Source organism: Citrobacter sp. Cu096 (genome assembly GCF_030332285.1).
GTDB classification, from domain to species: Bacteria; Pseudomonadota; Gammaproteobacteria; order Enterobacterales; family Enterobacteriaceae; genus Citrobacter; species Citrobacter meridianamericanus.
Genome location: NZ_JAOWID010000030.1, coordinates 139,893 through 155,940 on the forward strand (window position 1 = coordinate 139,893; position 16,048 = coordinate 155,940).

Annotated in this window: 15 protein-coding genes; 14 read left to right on the top strand and 1 reads right to left on the bottom strand. The window is 56.1% G+C overall.

The genetic code is table 11. The features are described from left to right. The first annotated feature begins 104 nt into the window (after positions 1–104). Complete coding sequence (locus tag OGX99_RS14975) at positions 105–1,148, top strand: DUF1176 domain-containing protein (RefSeq protein ID WP_151217631.1); 1,044 nt, start codon at positions 105–107, stop codon at positions 1,146–1,148. Here the strand turns inward: OGX99_RS14975 and tkt are convergent. Further along, positions 1,138–3,132 carry a transketolase gene (gene tkt / locus OGX99_RS14980; RefSeq protein ID WP_286544081.1) on the bottom strand — a complete coding sequence of 665 codons (1,995 nt, stop codon included), beginning with the start codon at positions 3,130–3,132 and terminating at the stop codon, positions 1,138–1,140. The genes OGX99_RS14975 and tkt overlap by 11 nt on opposite strands. Before the next feature lie 278 nt (positions 3,133–3,410). On the opposite strand from tkt, the gene maeB reads away from it, so the two are divergent. The 13 genes from maeB to eutA all read left to right on the top strand — a co-directional run bounded on the left by maeB (position 3,411) and on the right by eutA (position 16,041). After that, the gene (gene maeB, locus OGX99_RS14985; protein ID WP_151217626.1) at positions 3,411–5,690 is read left to right on the top strand and encodes an NADP-dependent oxaloacetate-decarboxylating malate dehydrogenase; all 2,280 of its coding nucleotides are present in this window, start codon (positions 3,411–3,413) and stop codon (positions 5,688–5,690) included. Between the two features lie 159 nt (positions 5,691–5,849). Then, positions 5,850–6,185 (top strand): ethanolamine utilization microcompartment protein EutS, encoded by a 336-nt coding sequence (gene eutS, locus OGX99_RS14990; protein ID WP_003037995.1) that lies wholly within the window; start codon positions 5,850–5,852, stop codon positions 6,183–6,185. Positions 6,186–6,197: 12 nt separating this feature from the next. Beyond that, entirely contained in the window at positions 6,198–6,677 is a 480-nt protein-coding gene (gene eutP / locus OGX99_RS14995) for an ethanolamine utilization acetate kinase EutP (RefSeq protein WP_151217625.1), read from the top strand. After that, positions 6,655–7,368 (top strand): ethanolamine utilization acetate kinase EutQ, encoded by a 714-nt coding sequence (gene eutQ / locus OGX99_RS15000; RefSeq protein WP_151217624.1) that lies wholly within the window; start codon positions 6,655–6,657, stop codon positions 7,366–7,368. Before eutP ends, eutQ begins: the two co-directional genes overlap by 23 nt. Positions 7,369–7,377: 9 nt before the next feature. Continuing rightward, entirely contained in the window at positions 7,378–8,181 is an 804-nt protein-coding gene (gene eutT / locus OGX99_RS15005; protein WP_286544086.1) for an ethanolamine utilization cob(I)yrinic acid a,c-diamide adenosyltransferase EutT, read from the top strand. Further along, positions 8,178–9,194 carry a phosphate acetyltransferase gene (pta, locus tag OGX99_RS15010; protein WP_048210962.1) on the top strand — a complete coding sequence of 339 codons (1,017 nt, stop codon included), beginning with the start codon at positions 8,178–8,180 and terminating at the stop codon, positions 9,192–9,194. Before eutT ends, pta begins: the two co-directional genes overlap by 4 nt. Positions 9,195–9,235: 41 nt before the next feature. Next, a complete protein-coding gene (gene eutM, locus OGX99_RS15015; RefSeq protein ID WP_005121908.1) occupies positions 9,236–9,529 on the top strand; it encodes an ethanolamine utilization microcompartment protein EutM in 294 nt (97 codons plus the stop codon). A gap of 121 nt (positions 9,530–9,650) precedes the next feature. After that, positions 9,651–9,938 carry an ethanolamine utilization microcompartment protein EutN gene (gene eutN / locus OGX99_RS15020; protein WP_005121909.1) on the top strand — a complete coding sequence of 96 codons (288 nt, stop codon included), beginning with the start codon at positions 9,651–9,653 and terminating at the stop codon, positions 9,936–9,938. 11 nt (positions 9,939–9,949) lie between these two features. After that, positions 9,950–11,353 (top strand): aldehyde dehydrogenase family protein, encoded by a 1,404-nt coding sequence (locus OGX99_RS15025; protein WP_005121910.1) that lies wholly within the window; start codon positions 9,950–9,952, stop codon positions 11,351–11,353. An 11-nt stretch (positions 11,354–11,364) separates the two neighbouring features. Continuing rightward, positions 11,365–12,204, top strand: coding sequence for an ethanolamine utilization protein EutJ (eutJ, locus tag OGX99_RS15030; RefSeq protein ID WP_286544089.1), 840 nt, complete (start codon positions 11,365–11,367; stop codon positions 12,202–12,204). Next, entirely contained in the window at positions 12,194–13,381 is a 1,188-nt protein-coding gene (eutG, locus tag OGX99_RS15035; protein WP_187253533.1) for an ethanolamine utilization ethanol dehydrogenase EutG, read from the top strand. The genes eutJ and eutG overlap by 11 nt, the downstream gene beginning before the upstream one ends. A 27-nt stretch (positions 13,382–13,408) precedes the next feature. Beyond that, positions 13,409–14,641 carry an ethanolamine utilization protein EutH gene (eutH, locus tag OGX99_RS15040; RefSeq protein WP_003038023.1) on the top strand — a complete coding sequence of 411 codons (1,233 nt, stop codon included), beginning with the start codon at positions 13,409–13,411 and terminating at the stop codon, positions 14,639–14,641. After that, positions 14,638–16,041: an ethanolamine ammonia-lyase reactivating factor EutA gene (gene eutA / locus OGX99_RS15045; RefSeq protein ID WP_151224069.1), complete on the top strand. Its 1,404-nt coding sequence runs from the start codon at positions 14,638–14,640 to the stop codon at positions 16,039–16,041. Before eutH ends, eutA begins: the two co-directional genes overlap by 4 nt. Positions 16,042–16,048: the final 7 nt, after the last annotated feature.

The following is a 16,048-nucleotide window of genomic DNA, read 5'->3' on the forward strand; positions in this document are numbered from 1 at the left end:
TTTACAAATTTTCGGCCAATCCGACGATTCTTATTGAGCCACATCAGTCGCGCAAGGAAGATACCGCTTAGGCTGTGTGTTTTGACTTCGGGGTTGTACCGTTCATGCGCTATCGCGTTATTTTACTTTTCCTGCTCGGGTTGTTACCCGTCAGTTTGCTGTGGGCAGCGCCTGCGCAACAGGCGTTTTCTGACTGGCAGGTAACGTGCAATAACCAAAACTTTTGCGTGGCGCGCAATACCGGAGAACATCACGGCCTGGTCATGACTTTAAGCCGTAGCGCTGGGGCACATACCGACGCTGTGTTGCGTATTGAATTGGGTGGACTGGAGTCTTCCAATATCAAAGAGAGCGATATTGCGCCACGTCTGCTGTTGGATGGCGCACCGCTCTCGCTTCGCGGCGAACGCTGGCGTATTACCCCCTGGCAGCTGATGACCGATGATCCGGCCACCATCAGCGCATTTTTACAAACCGTCCAGGACGCGAAGGCGATAACCCTGCAAAAAGGCGCACAAACCTTGTCACTGGTCGGGCTAAAAGCCGCGCTGCTGTTTATCGACGCCCAGCAAAAACGGGTCGGTAACGAAACCGCATGGATCGAAAAAGGCGACGAGCCACCGCTCAGCGTACCACCGGCTCCCGCTTTAAAAGGCGTGGCTGTCATTAACCCAACACCAACGCCTCTCACGCAGCAAGAGCGCAGTGAACTGTTGGACTACGGTAACTGGCGGATCAACGGTATTCGCTGCTCGATCGATCCGCTGCGTCGCGAGATACGCGTGACGGCCTTAACGGATGATAAAGCGCTGATGATGATCGGCTGTGAGGCCGGGGCGTATAACACCATCGATCTGGCGTGGGTGGTTTCACGTACTACGCCATTGACTTCACGTGCGGTACGGCTAAGTCTGCCTTTTAAAACGGATGCAGAAAGTCGCGATATGGAGCTGACCAACGCTACGTTTGACGAGAAATCGCGGGAGCTGGTAACTCTCGCCAAAGGGCGAGGGATGGCAGATTGCGGGATCCAGACTCGCTGGCGCTACGACGGTCAGCGTTTTCGTCTGGTGCGTTATGCCCAGGAGCCAAGCTGCGATAACTGGCATGGGCCAGATGCCTGGCCCACGCTTTGGATCACGCGTTAAGCACCTTATGCGCTTTCTCTACGATGTTGTCCGCCGTAAAGCCGAAGAACGGGAACAGCTTGTCTGCCGGCGCCGACTCCCCATAGCCCGTCATACCAACAATCGCCCCTTTCAGCCCAACATATTTGTACCAGTAATCGGCAATACCGGCTTCTACCGCCACGCGTGCGCTAACGTTTGCTGGCAGGACCGACTCCCGGTACGTCTCATCCTGGGCGTCGAAGATATCGGTTGAAGGTAGAGAAACAACCCGTACGTTACGGCCTTCGCCGGTCAGTTTTTCCGCAGCCAGCAGCGTGATTTCCATTTCTGAACCGGTAGCAATCAGGATAACATCCGGCTTACCGCCGCTATCTTTCAGCACGTAGCCGCCGCGGGCAATCTGCTGCACTTGCTCAGGCGTGCGTTCAACCTGCACCAGATTCTGCCTGGAAAGGATCAGCGCCGTAGGGCCATTATGACGCTCGACAGCCAGCTTCCAACCCACTGCTGCCTCAACCTGATCGCACGGTCGCCAGGTGCTGAAATTCGGCGTCAGTCGCAGGCTGGCGAGCTGTTCGACGGCCTGATGTGTGGGACCATCTTCCCCCAGACCAATCGAGTCGTGGGTATAAACCATGATTTGTCGGGCTTTCATCAGCGCCGCCATGCGTGCGGCATTACGGGCATATTCAACAAACATCAGGAACGTTGCGGTGTATGGTACGAAGCCACCGTGGTGCGCGATACCGTTGGCAATCGCGGTCATACCAAATTCACGCACGCCATAGTGGATGTAGTTTCCTGCATGATCCTCCTTAAGAGAAGTGGAGTCTTTCCAGATGGTCAGGTTGCTGGGCGCAAGATCCGCTGAGCCGCCAAGCAGTTCGGGCAGCATCGGTCCGTAGGCGTTCAGGGTATTTTGCGAGGCCTTACGGGTGGCTATTTTGGCCGGGTTGGCTTGCAGGTCGGTAATATATTTCTGGGTTGTTTCTTCCCATGCTTCCGGCAGTTCTCCGCTCATCCGCCGGGTAAACTCTGCCGCCAGTTCCGGATGCGCTTGTCGATACGCCGCGAATTTCTCATTCCAGTCCTGTTGCGCTTTTTCGCCTTTCTCGCGCGCGTCCCACGCGCGATAAATCTCTTTGGGGACCTCAAAAGCAGGATGATGCCAACCTAATTTCTGTCGGGCCAGCGCCACTTCTTCTTCACCTAACGGCGCACCGTGCGCTTCCTCTTTCCCGGCTTTATTCGGTGATCCAAAACCAATCACCGTGCGGCAGATAATCAACGACGGCTTGTCGGTAACGCTTTGCGCTTGCTGAATCGCTTTTTTCACCGCTTCAGGATCGTGACCGTCAATATCGTGTATCACATGCCAGTGGTAGGCCTCGAAGCGTTTCGCAGTATCGTCGGTAAACCAGCCGTCGGTTTCGCCATCAATTGAGATGCCGTTGTGATCGTAGAAGCCGATGAGTTTACCAAGTCCCAGCGTGCCCGCCAGCGAACAGACTTCGTGAGAAATCCCCTCCATCAGGCAGCCGTCGCCCATAAAAACCCAGGTGAAATGGTCGACAATCTCATGGTCCGGCTGGTTAAACTGCGCCGCCAGCGTGCGTTCGGCAATCGCCATTCCGACAGCGTTGGCTAAACCCTGGCCCAGCGGCCCGGTGGTGGTTTCCACGCCCGGCGTGTAGCCAAGCTCCGGGTGGCCGGGAGTTTTTGAATGCAGCTGGCGGAAGTTTTTTAATTCTTCCAGCGGCAGGTCATAGCCGGAAAGATGCAGCAGACTGTAAAGCAGCATTGATGCGTGGCCGTTGGACAAAATAAACCGATCGCGATCGTACCAGTGAGGATCGCTTGGATTATGGCGGAGGAAATCATTCCACAGTACTTCGGCGATATCAGCCATACCCATTGGCGCGCCGGGGTGGCCTGAGTTAGCTTTTTGTACGGCATCCATACTTAGCGCACGAATGGCATTGGCAAGATCTTTACGGGTCATAGGAAATACTCCTTGAAAAGTAAAGCGTTAGAGCGTGTGTTAATTCACACTTTTGGAGAATTTGCAGGCGTTGTCAGCAAAAAGCATAGCAGACAGGCATGGTATTGCTGGCTTAAGCAGGTAACATGGTTGTTATAAATTGATAACAAATTCTTTCTTTGAGTAGTGAGAGTTTGGGGACCTTCAAAGTTTGCGCCGCTGACAGAGGTGATAATGTGCGGCTCAATAGAAGGGTACCTGCGACACTTTTTTGATCGATACGTGAAAGGAACAACAAGATGGATGACCAGTTAAAACAAAGCGCCCTCGATTTCCACGAATTTCCAGTACCAGGCAAAATTCAGGTTTCTCCGACCAAACCGCTTGCCACTCAACGTGATCTTGCGCTGGCCTATTCACCCGGTGTTGCAGCACCGTGTCTGGAAATTGAAAAGGACCCGCTGGCGGCCTACAAATACACCGCGCGCGGCAACCTGGTTGCGGTTATCTCTAACGGTACGGCGGTGCTGGGGCTGGGCAACATTGGCGCGCTGGCTGGCAAGCCGGTGATGGAAGGTAAAGGCGTTCTGTTTAAGAAATTCGCCGGGATTGACGTGTTCGACATCGAAGTAGATGAACTCGATCCGGATAAATTTATCAACGTGGTCGCGGCCCTGGAGCCCACGTTTGGCGGCATTAACCTCGAAGATATTAAAGCGCCAGAATGCTTCTACATTGAGCAAAAGCTGCGTGAGCGCATGAATATTCCGGTCTTCCACGACGATCAGCACGGCACGGCAATCATCAGTACCGCCGCCATTCTTAACGGTCTGCGGGTGGTTGAGAAAAATATCTCTGATGTGCGCATGGTGGTGTCCGGCGCAGGTGCGGCAGCGATTGCCTGTATGAACCTGCTGGTGGCGCTGGGGATGCAGAAACACAACATTGTGGTTTGCGACTCCAAGGGCGTGATTTACAAAGACCGCGAACCGAACATGGCGGAAACCAAAGCGGCTTACGCGGTGGTGGATGACGGTAAGCGCACGTTGGACGACGTGATTGATGGCGCAGACATTTTCCTTGGCTGTTCCGGCCCGAAAGTGCTGACGCAGGAAATGGTCAAGAAGATGGCGCGTGCGCCAATGATTCTGGCGCTGGCGAACCCGGAACCGGAAATCCTGCCGCCGCTGGCAAAAGAGGTGCGTTCCGACGCCATCATTTGCACCGGTCGTTCCGACTACCCGAACCAGGTTAACAACGTTCTGTGCTTCCCGTTCATCTTCCGCGGCGCGCTGGATGTCGGCGCTACTGCTATCAACGAAGAGATGAAACTGGCCGCGGTACACGCCATTGCTGAGCTGGCGCACGCCGAGCAGAGCGAAGTGGTGGCTTCTGCCTATGGCGATCAGGACCTGAGCTTTGGCCCGGAATACATTATTCCTAAGCCGTTCGACCCACGTCTGATCGTCAAAATCGCCCCTGCGGTCGCGAAGGCGGCGATGGACTCCGGTGTGGCAACGCGCCCGATTGCCGACTTTGACGCTTATATCGATAAGCTGACCGAATTCGTCTACAAAACCAACCTGTTTATGAAGCCGATTTTCTCGCTGGCACGCAAAGCGCCGAAGCGCGTGGTGTTGACGGAAGGGGAAGAGGCGCGAGTGCTGCACGCCACTCAAGAATTGATCACTTTAGGTCTGGCGAAGCCGATCCTGATTGGTCGTCCGAGCGTGATCGAAATGCGCATCCAGAAACTGGGTCTGCAGATCAAAGCGGGCGTTGATTTTGAGATCGTCAACAATGAATCCGATCCGCGTTTTAAAGAGTACTGGAGTGAGTATTATCAGATCATGAAGCGTCGTGGGATCACTCAGGAGCAGGCGCAGCGGGCGGTGATTGCTAATACCACGGTGATCGGCGCGATCATGGTGCAGCGCGGTGAAGCGGATGCGATGATCTGCGGCACAATCGGCGACTACCACGAGCACTTCAGCGTGGTAAATGCGGTATTTGGTTACCGTGATGGCGTACATACGGCTGGGGCAATGAACGCCCTGCTGCTGCCAAGCGGTAACACCTTTATCGCCGATACCTACGTCAATGACGATCCTACGCCGGAGCAACTGGCAGAGATCGCTGTGATGGCGGCAGAAACCGTGCGTCGCTTTGGCATCGAGCCGAAGGTGGCACTGCTGTCGCACTCCAATTTTGGTTCATCTGACTGCCCGTCGGCCAGCAAAATGCGTGAGGCGCTGGCGCTGATTAAGGCTCATGCGCCAGAACTGATGATTGACGGTGAAATGCACGGTGACGCCGCGCTGGTGGAAAGTATTCGTAATGACCGGATGCCGGACAGCCCGCTGAAAGGCTCCGCCAATATTCTGGTCATGCCGAATATGGAAGCCGCGCGTATTAGTTACAACTTACTACGAGTTTCAAGTTCAGAAGGCGTAACGGTCGGCCCGGTACTGATGGGCGTAGCGAAACCGGTTCACGTATTAACACCGATTGCTTCTGTTCGTCGTATCGTAAATATGGTGGCGCTGGCGGTCGTAGAAGCGCAAACGCAGCCGCTGTAATTTCACTTTAATTAATTCCGGCGCGGGTTTCTCCCGCGCCTTTTTATTTCCTCTTTCTTAGTGATCCACTTCACCTTTTAAACCTGGTTGCCGAATTTTGTTATTTACTCTGACAAAAAATTGCCACGATGAGGGCAGTTTTAGCGGAGGCGGTGAGCAATGGAAAAAGAACGCATTATTCAGGAGTTTGTGCCGGGGAAACAGGTCACGCTGGCGCATCTCATTGCGCACCCCGGTGAGGAACTGGCGAAAAAGATCGGCGTTCCCGAAGCGGGCGCTATCGGCATCATGACGTTGACGCCAGGCGAAACCGCGATGATTGCAGGTGACTTAGCGATGAAAGCGGCGGATGTACACATCGGCTTTCTCGATAGATTCAGCGGCGCGCTGGTGATCTACGGCTCAGTAGGCGCGGTAGAAGAAGCGTTATTACAGACGGTAAGCGGCCTCGGGCGATTATTAAATTTCACTTTGTGCAATCTGACAAAAAGTTAATCAGAGGCGGTGATGAAACGTATTGCGTTTGTCGGTACGGTGGGGGCAGGGAAAACAACGCTCTTTAACGCGCTACAAGGGAATTATTCCCTCGCCAGAAAAACACAGGCCGTGGAGTTTAATGAAAACGGCGATATCGATACGCCAGGAGAATATTTTAGCCATCCGCGCTGGTATCACGCCTTAATTACCACGCTGCAGGATGTCGATACGTTGATTTATATACATGCGGCAAATGATAAAGAAAGTCGCTTACCTGCCGGGCTGTTGGATATCGGCGCCAGTAAACGACAAATCGCCGTTATCAGCAAAACGGATGTGCCGGATGCCGACGTCGCCGCAACGCGACAACTACTTCGTGGGATGGGGTTTCAGGAGCCAATTTTTGAGCTCAATTGCCACGACCCAAGCAGTGTGCAGCACCTGGTGGATTATCTGACTGAGCTCAGCCAAAAGGAGGAAAGGGCAGGTGAAAAAACTCATCACAGCTAACGATATTCGTGCGGCCCACGCACGCGGCGAACAGGAAATGTCTGTTGTTCTGCGCGCCAGTATCATCACCCCGGAGGCGCGCGAAGTTGCGGCGCTGCTCGGCGTCACTATCACTGAATGCGATGAATCCGCTCCGGCCACTATGTCGGCCACAACCGCAGCGCCTGCTGCGGTGGAGGACGGCAAAACGGAAAGCCAGCGCATTCGTGAAACCATCATTGCGCAATTGCCAGAAGGGCAGTTTACCGAAAGCCTGGTCGCCCAACTGATGGACAAAGTGATGAAGGAAAAGCAGTCGCTGGAACAGGGCGGAATGCAGCCGAGTTTTAAATCGGTGACTGGCAAAGGCGGTGTGAAAGTCATCGACGGCAGCAGCGTGAAGTTTGGTCGTTTTGATGGCGCGCAGCCGCACTGCGTCGGTTTAACCGATCTGGTGACCGACCAGGACGGCAGCAGTATGGCCGCCGGGTTTATGCAGTGGGATAACGCATTTTTCCCATGGACGCTGAACTACGACGAAATCGACATGATTCTGGAAGGCGAGCTGCACGTTCGTCATGAAGGCGAAACCATGATTGCCAAAGCCGGGGACGTGATGTTTATCCCGAAAGGCTCCAGCATCGAATTTGGTACGCCATCAACAGTGAAGTTCCTGTATGTGGCCTGGCCTGCGAACTGGCAGTCCTGCTAAGGCGGATGTATGAAGGATTTCATTACCGAAGCATGGCTCAGAGCGAATCATACGCTCAGCGAAGGGGCTGAAATTCATCTCCCCGCTGATGCTCGCCTGACGCCGTCTGCCCGGGAATTGCTGGAAAGCCGTCGTCTGCGCATTAAGTATATCGACGAGCAGGGAAGCTTGTTTGTTGACGACGAGGAACAGCAGCAGCAGCCGGTACATGGTTTAACCAGCAGCGATACACATCCGCAGGCGACCTGTGAACTGTGTCATCAACCGGTGGCGAAGAAACCTGACACGCTGACGCATCTGACGGCGGACAAAATGGTCGCCAAAAGTGACCCGAGGCTTGGATTTCGCGCCGCGCTGGACAGCACCATTGGTCTGGCCGTGTGGTTGCAAATTGAACTGGCGGAGCCGTGGCAGCCGTGGCTGGCGGATATTCGCTCGCGCCTGGGCAATATTATGCGGGCTGATGCTGTGGATGAACCGCTGGCCGCACAAGCCATTGTTGGTTTAAGCGACGAAGATTTACACCGCCTTTCGCATCAGCCGCTGCGTTACCTGGACCACGATCATCTGGTGCCTGAAGCCAGCCACGGACGTGATTGCGCGTTGCTTAATCTGCTGCGCACTAAAGTCCGCGAAACGGAAACGGTGGCCGCTCAGGTATTTATCACCCGCAGTTTTGAAGTCTTGCGACCGGACATTCTGCAGGCGCTCAACCGTCTTTCCAGTACGGTTTACGTAATGATGATTCTGAGCGTGGCGAAGCATCCGCTAAGCGTCAGCCAAATCCAACAGCGACTGGGGGAGAAGTCATGATCATTGAACGTGCTCGCCAACTCGCCAAACAAACGCCCGCTCGGGTGGTGTTCCCGGATGCGCTGGATGTACGGGTGCTGAAAGCCGCCAATTACCTGCACCAGCACGGTCTGGCACGCCCCATTCTCGTCGCCAGCCCGTTTGCGCTACGCCAGTTTGCACTCAGCCATCGCGTAGCCATGGATGGTATTCAGGTTATTGATCCACAAAGCAATGTACAGATGCGTGAAGAGTTTGCCCTGCGTTGGCTGGCCCGCGCGGGCGAAAAAACGCCGCCGGATGCGCGCGAGAAGCTCAACGATCCACTGATGTTTGCCGCCGCGATGGTCAGTGCCGGTAAAGCCGATGTGTGTATTGCAGGCAACTTGTCGTCAACGGCAAACGTGCTGCGTGCAGGATTGCGCATTATTGGATTACAGCCTGGCTGCAAAACGCTGTCGTCAATTTTCCTGATGCTGCCGCAGTATCTCGGGCCGTCATTAGGATTTGCAGACTGTAGCGTTGTGCCGCAGCCCACCGCTGCACAGTTGGCGGACATCGCCATCGCCAGCGCTGAAACCTGGAAGGCGATCACGGGTGAAGAGCCGCGCGTGGCCATGCTGTCGTTTTCCAGCAACGGCAGTGCTCGTCATCCCAATGTTGCTAACGTGCAGCAGGCTACGGAGATCGTTCGTGAGCGTGCCCCACAGCTTACCGTGGATGGGGAACTGCAATTTGATGCCGCTTTTGTGCCGGATGTCGCCGCGCAAAAAGCGCCCGCCAGTCCGTTAAAGGGCAATGCCAATGTGATGGTTTTTCCATCGCTGGAGGCAGGCAATATTGGTTATAAAATCGCCCAGCGTTTGGGAGGGTATCGTGCCGTTGGTCCATTGATTCAGGGCCTTGCAGCACCGCTTCATGACCTCTCTCGTGGCTGTAGCGTACAGGAAATTATCGAACTGGCGTTAGTGGCAGCTGTGCCGCGCCAGACTGACGTGAGCCGTGAAAGCGTCTCGCAAACACTGGTTGAATGAACGGTCCCGTTCTGGACCCCTTTGATTAAGAGGAAAGCATAATGGAAGCATTAGGAATGATTGAAACCCGGGGCCTGGTTGCACTGATTGAGGCTTCTGACGCAATGGTTAAGGCGGCGCGCGTGAAACTGGTTGGCGTGAAGCAGATCGGTGGCGGCCTGTGTACTGCCATGGTTCGTGGTGATGTGGCAGCCTGCAAAGCGGCTACGGATGCTGGTGCTGCTGCCGCGCAGCGTATCGGTGAACTGGTTTCTGTGCACGTTATCCCGCGTCCGCATGGCGATCTGGAAGAAGTGTTCCCGATCAGCTTCAAAGGCGACAGCAACGATATGTAAGTCGTCCAAGTGACGCCACTGGAGCGTTGAGAGAAAGCTGGCGTCACCCTCTCTCCTTTTCACATTACCTTTTGCGGAGGGTAGGGGGAGGTTTTACCTGAAATATGCCACGGAGGCGGGTATGAAACTGGCAATCGTCACAGGACAAATTGTTTGTACCGTTCGCCATCAGGGGCTCGCGCACGACAAGTTGCTGATGGTGGAAATGATTGATGCCCAGGGAAATCCCGACGGGCAGTGCGCTGTTGCGATAGACAGCATCGGGGCGGGAACCGGAGAGTGGGTGCTGCTGGTCAGTGGAAGCTCAGCCCGCCAGGCGCACCATAACGACTCATCGCCTGTCGATCTGTGCGTGATTGGCATCGTCGATGAAGTGGTGGCAGGTGGGAAAGTGGTATTTCACAAATAAGGCAGAAAATCATGAATCAACAGGATATTGAACAGGTCGTGAAAGCGGTGCTGCTGAAAATGAAAGACAGCAGTCAGCCCGTCAGTGCCGTTCAAGAAATGGGCGTCTTTGCCTCCCTGGATGACGCAGTAGCGGCAGCAAAAGTGGCTCAGCAGGGGCTGAAAAGCGTCGCTATGCGCCAACTGGCCATTCACGCCATTCGTGAAGCGGGCGAAAAACACGCCAGAGAATTAGCGGAATTTGCCGTCAGTGAAACCGGCATGGGACGCGTTGAAGATAAATTTGCCAAAAACGTGGCGCAGGCTCGTGGCACCCCAGGCGTGGAATGCCTGTCTCCACAGGTATTGACCGGCGATAACGGCCTGACGCTGATTGAAAACGCACCTTGGGGCGTGGTGGCTTCGGTAACGCCGTCCACCAACCCGGCGGCGACCGTCATTAACAACGCCATCAGCCTGATTGCCGCGGGTAACAGCGTCGTCTTTGCGCCGCATCCGGCAGCAAAAGGCGTTTCTCAGCGCGCGATCGGCCTGCTTAACCAGGCGGTGGTCGCCGCAGGTGGTCCGGCTAACCTGCTGGTAACCGTTGCTAATCCGGATATCGAAACCGCACAGCGTCTGTTCAAGTACCCGGGCATCGGACTGCTGGTCGTCACCGGTGGTGAAGCGGTGGTGGAGTCTGCGCGTAAGCATACCAACAAGCGTCTGATTGCCGCAGGTGCCGGTAACCCGCCGGTGGTGGTGGATGAAACGGCCGATCTGACTCGCGCCGCGCAGTCCATCGTCAAAGGCGCATCGTTTGATAACAACATTATCTGTGCCGATGAAAAAGTGTTGATCGTCGTGGATAGCGTTGCTGATGAACTGATGCGTCTGATGGAAGGCCAGCACGCGGTCAAACTGACAACCGCCCAGGCTGAACAGCTACAACCGGTACTACTGAAAAATGTCGATGAGCGCGGTAAAGGCACGGTCAGCCGTGACTGGGTCGGGCGCGACGCGGCAAAAATCGCCGCGGCGATCGGCCTGAACGTTCCGGAGCAAACCCGCTTGTTGTTCGTCGAAACCTCCGCCACGCATCCGTTTGCTGTGACTGAACTGATGATGCCGGTGCTGCCGGTGGTGCGGGTAGCTAACGTTGACGAAGCCATTGCGCTGGCCGTTACGCTCGAAGGTGGTTGTCACCATACGGCGGCGATGCACTCACGCAACATCGACAATATGAACCGTATGGCTAACGCCATCGACACCAGCATTTTCGTCAAGAACGGACCATGCATTGCCGGCCTTGGACTTGGTGGCGAAGGCTGGACGACCATGACCATTACCACGCCAACCGGGGAAGGGGTGACCAGTGCGCGCACGTTTGTACGCCTGCGTCGCTGTGTGCTGGTGGATGCGTTTCGCATCGTATAAGGAGTGAAAAGATGGCGCATGACGAACAACTGTGGCTCACACCCAGACTGCAAAAAGCGGCATCGCTGTGTAACCAGACGCCTGCCGCAAGCGATTCACCGCTGTGGTTGGGCGTTGATTTGGGAACCTGTGATGTGGTGTCGATGGTTGTCGACAACGAAGGGCAGCCGGTTGCGGTTTGTCTGGACTGGGCCGACGTCGTGCGCGATGGCATCGTCTGGGATTTCTTCGGTGCTGTGACCATTGTTCGTCGCCATCTCGATACGCTCGAACAACAACTGGGTTGCCGCTTTACCCATGCGGCAACCTCGTTTCCACCGGGAACGGACCCACGAATCTCCATTAACGTGCTGGAGTCAGCCGGACTTGAAGTGAGTCATGTGCTCGACGAGCCGACTGCCGTGGCGGATCTGTTGCAGCTCGATAACGCTGGCGTGGTGGATATCGGCGGTGGAACGACCGGTATCGCCATTGTGAAACAGGGCAAAGTGACTTACTCCGCTGACGAAGCGACCGGTGGGCACCACATTTCCCTGACGCTCGCCGGGAATCGTCGTATTCAACTGGAAGAAGCCGAGCAGTTCAAACGCAGCAACGGCAAAGAAATCTGGCCGGTGGTTAAGCCGGTTTACGAAAAGATGGCGGAAATTGTCGCCCATCATATTGCCGGACAAGGGATTACGGATTTATGGCTGGCCGGTGGGTCCTGTATGCAGCCGGGGGTTGATGAGCTGTTTCGTAAGCGTTTCCCGGAGCTGCAGGTGCATTTACCGCAGCACAGTCTGTTTATGACCCCGCTGGCGATTGCCAATAGCGGAAAAGTAAAAGCGGAAGGAATCTATGCAAGCTGAATTGCAGACCGCGCTCTTTCAGGCATTCGATGCACTGAATCTGCAACGCGTAAAAACGTTCAGCGTTCCACCGGTCACATTATGCGGACTGGGAGCGCTCAGTACCTGCGGACAGGAAGCGCAAACGCGCGGACTGACGCATATGTTCGTCATGGTTGACAGCTTCCTGCATGAGGCGGGGATGACCGCCGCTCTGGAACGTAGCCTGGCGATGAAAGGCGTGGCAATGACGCTGTGGCCATGTCCGGTCGGCGAACCGTGCATCACGGACGTCTGCGCGGCGGTCGCGCAATTGCGTGAATCGAAGTGCGATGGCGTGGTGGCCTTTGGTGGCGGCTCTGTGCTGGATGCCGCTAAAGCAGTGGCGCTGCTGGTGACCAACCCGACGCAAACGCTAGCTGACATGACGGAGCACAGTGTACTGCGCCCGCGTCTACCGCTGATTGCCGTGCCAACCACCGCCGGGACCGGGTCAGAAACCACCAACGTTACGGTGATTATTGATGCCGCCACCGGACTTAAAAAAGTGCTGGCCCACGCAACCCTTATGCCAGACGTCGCCATTCTGGATGCCGCGGTAACGGAAGGCGTTCCTGCGCACGTGACGGCAATGACTGGCATTGACGCGCTGACCCATGCCGTTGAAGCGTATAGCGCGCTAAACGCGACGCCGTTTACCGACAGCCTGGCGATTGGCGCGATTGCGATGATTGGTAAATCGCTGCCGAAAGCGGTGGGATACGGCCATGATCTGGCGGCGCGGGAAAGCATGTTACTGGCGTCCTGCATGGCGGGAATGGCGTTTTCCAGCGCGGGACTGGGCCTGTGTCACGCGATGGCACACCAGCCGGGCGCTGCGCTGCACATCCCGCACGGACAAGCTAACGCCATGCTGCTGCCCACGGTAATGGGGTTCAACCGCATGGTGTGCCGTGAGCGTTTCAGCCACATCGGACGGGCGTTAACCAACAAGAAGTCGGACGATCGTGATGCCATCAACGCCGTCAGCGAGCTGATTAGCGAAGTGGGCCAGACCAAACGACTCTCTGACGTTGGGGCAAAGCCCGAGCATTACAGCGCATGGGCAAACGCCGCGCTGGAGGATATTTGTATTCGCAGTAATCCACGCACCGCCACGCAGGCCGACATTATCGCGTTGTATGCGGCGGCACAATAAATACACATATGACAGGGAGTGAAGGCTATGGGAATTAACGAAATCATCATGTACATCATGATGTTCTTTATGCTGATTGCTGCCGTGGACAGGATCCTGTCTCAGTTCGGCGGTTCGGCGCGCTTCCTCGGTAAGTTTGGTAAGAGCATTGAGGGATCGGGCGGTCAGTTCGAAGAAGGCTTTATGGCAATGGGCGCGCTGGGCCTGGCGATGGTCGGTATGACCGCGCTGGCGCCGGTACTGGCGCATGTGCTCGGACCGGTAATCATTCCGCTGTACGAAATGCTGGGCGCGAACCCGTCGATGTTTGCCGGAACGCTGCTGGCGTGCGATATGGGCGGCTTCTTCCTGGCGAAAGAACTGGCGGGCGGCGACGTGGCGGCATGGTTGTACTCTGGCCTGATTCTCGGCGCGATGATGGGACCGACACTGGTCTTCTCCATTCCGGTTGCGCTGGGAATTATTGAACCGTCTGACCGTCGTTATCTGGCGCTGGGCGTGCTGGCCGGTATCGTCACCATTCCGATTGGCTGTATTGCGGGTGGTTTGGTTGCGATGTACTCCGGCGTGGAAATAAATGGTCAGCCAGTGGAGTTCACCTTTGCACTGATCCTGATGAACATGATCCCGGTGCTGATCGTGGCCGTGCTGGTGGCGCTGGGACTGAAATTCATCCCGGAAAAAATGATCAACGGCTTCCAGATCTTCGCCAAGTTCCTGGTAGCGCTGATCACCCTCGGTCTGGCGGCGGCAGTCATCAAGTTCCTGCTCGGCTGGGAGCTAATCCCGGGTCTTGATCCTATTTTCATGGCACCGGGCGATAAGCCGGGTGAAGTGATGCGCGCCATCGAAGTTATCGGTTCTATCTCCTGTGTGCTGCTGGGCGCCTACCCGATGGTGCTGCTGCTGACCCGCTGGTTTGAAAAACCGCTGATGAGCGTTGGCAACCTGTTGAAAGTTAATAATATTGCGGCTGCGGGTATGGTAGCAACGCTTGCCAACAACATCCCGATGTTCGGCATGATGAAAAACATGGATACCCGCGGCAAAGTGATCAACTGCGCCTTTGCAGTCTCTGCGGCCTTCGCCCTGGGTGACCACTTAGGCTTCGCCGCTGCCAACATGAACGCCATGATCTTCCCGATGATTGTCGGCAAGCTGATCGGCGGCGTGACGGCGATTGGCGTGGCTATGCTGTTAGTACCGAAAGACGAAGATGTTCCGGCTCCAGCAGAAACCAATCCGGAGGCGCAATCGTGAATACCCGCCAGCTACTCAGCGTCGGTATCGATATCGGCACCACCACCACTCAGGTAATTTTCTCGCGCCTTGAGCTGGTCAATCGTGCGGCAGTGTCGCAGGTGCCGCGTTACGAATTCATCAAACGCGAAATTAGCTGGCAAAGCCCGGTGTTCTTTACACCCGTTGATAAGCAGGGTGGGTTGAAAGAGGCCGAACTGAAAGCTCTGATCCTCGCCCAGTATCAGGCGGCGGGGATTGCCCCAGAGACCGTCGATTCCGGTGCGATCATCATTACCGGGGAAAGCGCCAAAACCCGCAATGCACGACCTGCGGTGATGACGCTCTCCCAGTCGCTGGGTGACTTCGTGGTGGCAAGCGCTGGTCCACATCTGGAATCGGTGATTGCCGGTCACGGCGCGGGAGCGCAAACCCTGTCCGAACAGAAATTGTGCCGCGTACTGAATATCGACATCGGCGGCGGTACGTCGAACTACGTCTTGTTCGACGCGGGAAAAGTCAGCGGCTCGGCCTGCCTGAACGTCGGCGGACGGCTACTGGAAACGGACGGTCAAGGGCGCGTGGTGCATGCGCATCAGCCAGGACAGATGATTGTTGATGACGTATTTGGTCCAGGCACTGATGCCCGAACCCTCAATGCGGCGCAGCTTGTTCTGGTGGCCCGGCGGATGGCTGCGCTGATTGTGGAGGTGATTGACGGCACGCTGTCACCGCTGGCGCAGGCGCTGATGCAAACCGGTCTGTTACCGGTTGGCGTGAAGCCTGAAGTGATTACGTTGTCCGGTGGGGTGGGCGAGTGCTACCGCAACCAACCTGCCGATCCGTTCTGTTTTTCCGACATTGGGCCGCTGTTAGCAACGGCGCTGCATGAACATCCGCGCCTGCGTGAGATGAACGTGCAGTTTCCGGCGCAAACCGTGCGCGCCACGGTGATTGGCGCCGGGGCGCATACGCTGTCGCTTTCGGGCAGCACTATCTGGCTGGAGGGTGTGGCGCTTCCGCTGCGCAATCTGCCAGTGGCGATTCCGGTTGATGAGGCTGATCTGGTGGCCGCCTGGCAACAGGCGCTAATGCAGCTCGATCTGGACCCGCAAACGGACGCCTACGTGCTGGCGCTGCCCGGTTCGCTACCGGTGCGCTACGCCGCGCTGTTAACGGTGATTGATGCGCTGCTGGCCTTTGTCGCGCGCTATCCGAATCCGCATCCCCTGCTGGTGGTAGCCGAGCAGGATTTTGGTAAAGCCCTGGGCATGCTTTTACGCCCACAGTTACAGCAACACCCGCTGGCGGTCATCGATGAGGTGGTTGTCCGGGCGGGGGACTATATCGACATTGGTACGCCTCTTTTTGGCGGATCGGTTGTGCCGGTGACGGTGAAATCACTCGCATTTCCTTCCTGAGGGAACG

Excerpts from the sequence above, each read along its gene's own strand:
- OGX99_RS14975 (WP_151217631.1), top strand. The coding sequence starts at position 105 with ATGCGCTATCGCGTTATTTTACTTTTCCTGCTCGGGTTGTTACCCGTC.
- tkt (WP_286544081.1), bottom strand. The coding sequence starts at position 3,132 with ATGACCCGTAAAGATCTTGCCAATGCCATTCGTGCGCTAAGTATGGAT.
- maeB (WP_151217626.1), top strand. The coding sequence starts at position 3,411 with ATGGATGACCAGTTAAAACAAAGCGCCCTCGATTTCCACGAATTTCCA.
- eutS (WP_003037995.1), top strand. The coding sequence starts at position 5,850 with ATGGAAAAAGAACGCATTATTCAGGAGTTTGTGCCGGGGAAACAGGTC.
- eutP (WP_151217625.1), top strand. The coding sequence starts at position 6,198 with ATGAAACGTATTGCGTTTGTCGGTACGGTGGGGGCAGGGAAAACAACG.
- eutT (WP_286544086.1), top strand. The coding sequence starts at position 7,378 with ATGAAGGATTTCATTACCGAAGCATGGCTCAGAGCGAATCATACGCTC.
- pta (WP_048210962.1), top strand. The coding sequence starts at position 8,178 with ATGATCATTGAACGTGCTCGCCAACTCGCCAAACAAACGCCCGCTCGG.
- eutM (WP_005121908.1), top strand. The coding sequence starts at position 9,236 with ATGGAAGCATTAGGAATGATTGAAACCCGGGGCCTGGTTGCACTGATT.
- eutN (WP_005121909.1), top strand. The coding sequence starts at position 9,651 with ATGAAACTGGCAATCGTCACAGGACAAATTGTTTGTACCGTTCGCCAT.
- OGX99_RS15025 (WP_005121910.1), top strand. The coding sequence starts at position 9,950 with ATGAATCAACAGGATATTGAACAGGTCGTGAAAGCGGTGCTGCTGAAA.
- eutJ (WP_286544089.1), top strand. The coding sequence starts at position 11,365 with ATGGCGCATGACGAACAACTGTGGCTCACACCCAGACTGCAAAAAGCG.
- eutG (WP_187253533.1), top strand. The coding sequence starts at position 12,194 with ATGCAAGCTGAATTGCAGACCGCGCTCTTTCAGGCATTCGATGCACTG.
- eutH (WP_003038023.1), top strand. The coding sequence starts at position 13,409 with ATGGGAATTAACGAAATCATCATGTACATCATGATGTTCTTTATGCTG.